At 40.9% G+C, this 5,417-nt stretch carries 5 protein-coding genes and 1 pseudogene; all 6 read left to right on the forward strand.

What is annotated here, in order from left to right:
- The first annotated feature begins 168 nt into the window (after positions 1–168).
- Entirely contained in the window at positions 169–579 is a 411-nt protein-coding gene (locus JCR24_RS17295) for an RrF2 family transcriptional regulator (RefSeq protein ID WP_015374305.1), read from the forward strand.
- A 115-nt stretch (positions 580–694) separates the two neighbouring features.
- Positions 695–1,807, forward strand: a complete 1,113-nt coding sequence (gene mnmA, locus JCR24_RS17300) for a tRNA 2-thiouridine(34) synthase MnmA (RefSeq protein ID WP_011230509.1) — start codon at positions 695–697, stop codon at positions 1,805–1,807.
- A gap of 233 nt (positions 1,808–2,040) precedes the next feature.
- A complete protein-coding gene (locus JCR24_RS17305; protein ID WP_015374306.1) occupies positions 2,041–2,985 on the forward strand; it encodes an LLM class oxidoreductase in 945 nt (314 codons plus the stop codon).
- 62 nt (positions 2,986–3,047) lie between these two features.
- Complete coding sequence (locus JCR24_RS17310) at positions 3,048–3,692, forward strand: SDR family oxidoreductase (protein WP_015374307.1); 645 nt, start codon at positions 3,048–3,050, stop codon at positions 3,690–3,692.
- 33 nt (positions 3,693–3,725) lie between these two features.
- A complete protein-coding gene (locus JCR24_RS17315) occupies positions 3,726–4,574 on the forward strand; it encodes a sugar phosphate isomerase/epimerase family protein (RefSeq protein WP_015374308.1) in 849 nt (282 codons plus the stop codon).
- Positions 4,575–5,035: 461 nt separating this feature from the next.
- Positions 5,036–5,281 (forward strand): annotated as a pseudogene (locus JCR24_RS17320) (IS110 family transposase); the annotation flags it as partial.
- Between the last annotated feature and the right edge of the window lie 136 nt (positions 5,282–5,417).

A 5,417-nucleotide genomic window follows, 5' to 3' on the forward strand; every position in this document is an offset into this window, starting at 1 on the left:
TTATCGGATTTGAAGTGGCACTAGACGGTATATTGTTAGCTTATTCCCTGGTTACACTTGGGCTAGTTGAGCGCTAAAGCTCAACTAGCACCACGGGTTTTAGAAATTATTTGCAATTGACAATATCAACTGTAATCATTATTATTACAGTTAGGAGGAAGGTTCATTATGAATAGCGATTTTTCGATTGCCGTTCACTGCGTCGCTTACCTGGCCCAAAAGCAAAGCCAACGAGTGACCAGTGAAGACATTGCCCAAAGTGTTTCTGTCCACCCAGCAAGATTAAGGAAAATTTTGAGCATATTAAGGAAAGAAAATATTATTACTTCTAAAGAAGGGGCAAAAGGCGGATTCTCTTTAAACGATTCGCCGGAACATATTACGTTAGACAAAATATTTAAAATCACTAGTGAGGAAACGCTTGTACCGAAATGCCCTGATTCCAATGAGAATTGTCCAATAGGCAGAAACCTATCAAATATACTCATTCGCGTTTTTCACAATGCGGAAGAACACTTTTTAAATTATTTAAAAGGTGTAACGATCAAAGATATCATTGATGAAATCAATAGTAGTTAGGTTTTCATGCCTGAAACAAAAGTACGACTAATGCTTTTATGTTAGTTGTGCTCCATCAATTTTTTTTAAACATAACTGTAACAAAAAATATTTCAGTTTAAGAAGGTGAATAAGGTTGAAGAAAAAACGGGTTGTCGTTGGAATGTCGGGTGGGGTTGATTCCTCTGTGGCAGCCTACCTTTTAAAACAAGAGGGGTATGACGTAATCGGTGTATTTATGAAAAATTGGGATGACACTAATGACGATGGTGTATGTACAGCAACGGAAGATTACGAAGATGTTAAGAGAGTTGCCAATCAACTCGGGATTCCTTATTACAGTGTGAACTTCGAAAAAGAATATTGGGATCGAGTATTTACGTACTTTATAGATGAGTTGAAACGGGGGCGAACACCAAATCCAGATGTTTTATGCAATACAGAAATTAAGTTTAAAGCGTTTGTTGACTACGCTCTTTCACTAGATGCTGATTATATCGCGACAGGCCATTACGCAAGAATCAACAGAGAAAATGGCCAAATCGCCTTATTGCGTGGAAAAGATCCCAATAAAGATCAAACGTATTTTCTTAGCCAATTAACAGCAGAGCATTTGTCAAAAGTCCTGTTTCCTATTGGAGAATTAACGAAAGATGAAGTACGAAAAATCGCTCAAGAATTGAACCTTGTTAACGCCAATAAAAAAGATAGTACAGGAATCTGTTTTATTGGAGAAAGAAATTTCAAAAACTTTTTAAAGAATTATTTACCGGCACAGCCCGGAGAAATTCGTTCTCTAGATGGAGAAGTGCTAGGTACTCATGATGGGTTGATGTACTATACGATTGGCCAACGAAAAGGACTTGGAATCGGTGGAAAAGGAACAGGGGAACCTTGGTATGTCGTCGATAAAGATTTAGAAAACAACGTTTTACTCGTCGCTCAAGGTAAAAATCATCCTGCTCTGTTTTCTACCGGTCTTATTGCATCGAACATTAGCTTTATTAACGGGGATGTTCGTCCACGTACATTTGCATGTACAGCTAAATTCAGATACCGTCAAGAAGATCAGAAAGTAACCGTTCATATTCGTCCGAATGGAACGGCTTTTGTGGAATTCGAAAAACCAGTTAAAGCCGTTACTCCAGGACAAGTAGCGGTATTTTATGACAATGATGTTTGTCTTGGCAGTGCGATTATTGACGAAGTGATAAAAATGGATGCTTCAACTGCCACTGCGGCATCTTAAAACAATACACTATTTGACTATAGAATGACACCCTGTATGCACGCTATCTTGTCAGGAATAATAAGTGCTGTGATAAGGAATAAATCTCGGGGAATTTTATCGGCTATCGTACAAAGAGTAACTACAAAACATCATACTGAATCATCTTTAAGATATTTTATGTTTTGATGGAACGCTTTTCTAGATACAACGAAATTAAAAAAATTAAAAAATAATTGGAAGGTAGATGTGAAATGGAAAAATTTAAAAATCACAAAGGGTATTCACGCATGTATCAAGAAAACAAACTAACTTTAGGATTGTTCTTTCCGATTGAATCGTATATGGGCGATGTCCCTGAGATGAATATAGAAAAGCAAATGAAGTTAGCCAAACGAGCAGAAGAACTCAATTTCGCTTCATTATTTGTGAGAGATGTACCGTTGCGCGATCCTAATTTCGGGGATGTCGGGCAAATATATGACCCGTTTACGTATTTAGGGTATGTTGCTGCCAACACAGAAAAGATTGCCTTGGGAACGGGAAGTATTATTTTAACATTGCGCCATCCTCTTCATGTCGCAAAAGCGGCGGCTTCTGTAGACAGATTATCTGGTGAAAGACTTATTCTCGGTGTCGCAACAGGTGACCGTCCAATCGAGTTTCCAGCATTCTCTGTGAATCCAGAAGATCGGAGCGAATTATTCCGAGAAGCAATTGGTGTCATGAAAAAAGCATGGAAAGAGCATTTTCCTGCCATTGACTCTTTACGAGTGCATATGACAAATGGAGATCTTTTGCCAAAACCGAAATTGTCAGACATACCAGTAATGGTGACAGGTCACAGTGGACAGTCTCCTGAATGGATTGCTGAACATAGTGATGGTTGGATTTACTATCCACGTGCACTCAAATTTCAAAGAGCATTAATCGAGAATTGGCGTTCGTTAACAGAGGAATTTAAGCCATTTACCCAATCGCTTTATGTTGATTTGGCGGAAGACCCATATCATGTACCAATACCGATTCATCTTGGATTCCGTACGGGCCGCGTTTTCCTTATCGAATTTCTTGAAGCTTTACGAGATGCAGGTGTGAACCATGTCATCATCAACTTAAAATATGGCCAACGCCCAGTAGAAGAAGTGATCGAAGAATTAGGTGAATTTGTGCTTCCACACTTTCCGGCTTTATCATGATGAGGACAATCCATTTGGTTGATAACCTTTAAAGACGTAAATATAAGAAAGGGAGGATGCGTATGAAAGTTTTGGTCATTGGCGCCAACGGAAAAGTAGGCAAACAAGTGGTGAGCATGCTTCATGCGCATGAGCGGCACACCGTTCGTGCAATGGTTCGAAAACAAGAGCAATTGGAGGCTTTTCAGAAAAAAGGAATTGAAGCGGTACTCGCTGATCTTGAAGGTACTGTCGATGAAATTGCCGAAGCAGCCAAAGGCTGTGACGCGATCGTATTCTCTGCCGGTTCAGGTGGACACACAGGAGCGGATAAGACATTGCTTGTCGATTTAGACGGTGCCGTAAAAGCGATGGAAGCTGCAGAAAAAGTCGGAATTAAACGATTTGTCATGGTGAGCTCATTCCAGGCCCACAACCGTGAGAACTGGCCAGAAAACCTCAAACCTTATTATGTCGCTAAACATTATGCTGACCGTATGTTAATGAATAGTGGTTTAAATTATACGATTATTCGTCCTGGATATCTTCTTAATGAAAAAGGCACAGGGTTGGTTGCTGTAGCAGAAAACTTAAATGTCGGGAGCATTCCACGTGAAGATGTAGCAAGAACAATCGTTCAATCTCTTGATGAACCAAATACGTATAAAAAAGCATTCGATTTAATGTCGGGGGATACAGAGATTGCGGAAGCATTGAAATCACTGTAATGAAGCATTCATCCGAAGGGAGAATTTAGAAACATGGCTTACAAATTTTATGCAATGGATTTTGCTTTTTATAACTCCATGGGCATTTATAGCTTTGAAGCTCGGTGTGAAATGCTAAAAGAGATCGGGTATGATGCGACCCATTTATCCGTCTGGCACGGAGAACGGTGGAGAGATGTAGAGAAGCTGAAAAACGTTAAGGAGAAATATGGACTGGATGTCGCTGGCGTGTACGTTGTGTTAGACCTTTCATTAGGTGAGGACCATCCAAGAAATACGGGTATTTTAAAAATGCTGGAGATCATGGAAGGATGCTCCACGGTCGAGCTGGCGATTCAATCTGTCGGACATCATATACGCCCTTCAGACCCTAAAGGGGACGACATCGCTGTGAAGTGGCTGGAAAAAGCACTGAAGATTGCGGAACGAAGAAACATTAATATCTTACTTTACACACACTTATCATTCTGGGTTGAACGCCATGAAGATGCAGTAAGACTTTGCAAGCGTCTCAATCATCCTAATCTCGGCATTGTATTTTGCGGCTACCATTGGTACGCAGTCGATGGAACAAACCTATTAGGTACACTTAGAGCGGTATCCCCTTACTTAAAACAAGTAAACATTTCTGGCAGCCGCCGAGATCCTCACGGTTTTGGGGGAGTGGCGACAATCGAGCCTTTGGATGTCGGAGAGTTAGATAATTTTGCGTTGCTTGGACAGCTTAAAAAGATGGGCTATAATGGGATGATTGGCTACCAAGGTTGGGGTGAAGGAGGCGACGCTTACAGCAAGCTAAGCCGTTCACTCAAAGCGTTCCGCGATATGGAGCGTAGACTTGAGGCACACCCACATTGGGCGGATTTAAAATTAACTCCATAATCATTCCTTCATCCGCTCCTTTGATTGATTCGTTTAAAGGATACAGGTTGGCTAAATAATAATACCTGTCAAATAGATACGTATAAAAGAGTGAACCTTATGCGGCAAGAGTTCGGCATTCCACCGGACTCTTGCCGTATTTTGTTTATATTCGTTTTTCGTTATAGTTGGATAAAGATGAGATGAATAAGGGATACATAACAGATATCAGCTTCATCGAATTGAAGCTCCAATCATGATTCTAATGATAAATTTTAGGTTCATCACCAAATTTTGTGATTTAGTGACAAAAAACATCCATGAGTAAATTTTACTCCCCACCCAGGCATGAAAATCCATCTCTCCTTCCATAATGGAGCATTCCCGTTAGGAGCTTTTCCGGGGACTTGATCAAAAAAAGCCCTCTTGGTATGATGCAGGGGTGTCAACCACATCACTCACCATACCAAGGAGGACTTCAGATGAATTGTACACAAAACTATAAAATTGATCAAGTCACGGAACAAACGCTTGTCGTGGGCATCGATATCGCGAAACGAACCCACTACGCCTGCTTCGTGGATGACCGGGGGCGCGTGCTTCGCAAGTCGTTCCCGATCTTCCAGTCGAAAGAGGGGTTTCAGCAGCTGTATAAAGCGATTCAGGAGGCGATGCAAGCGTTTGGGAAGTCAGAGGTGATCGTCGCGGTGGAGCCGACCGGGCACTACTTGTAAATTATCACTTTATTTCCGCACAAAAAAGACTTTTTTTTGCACATTCCTTCGGAATATCCCTCTCCCCCTTTCCGAAAGAATGTGCTAAATTTTTTGTGAATTATTTCAGAATGGGACATGGGTGATTTCC

The sequence above is a fragment of the Geobacillus sp. YHL genome (assembly GCF_022341265.1).
In the GTDB taxonomy this organism is placed as follows: Bacteria; Bacillota; Bacilli; order Bacillales; family Anoxybacillaceae; genus Geobacillus; species Geobacillus thermoleovorans.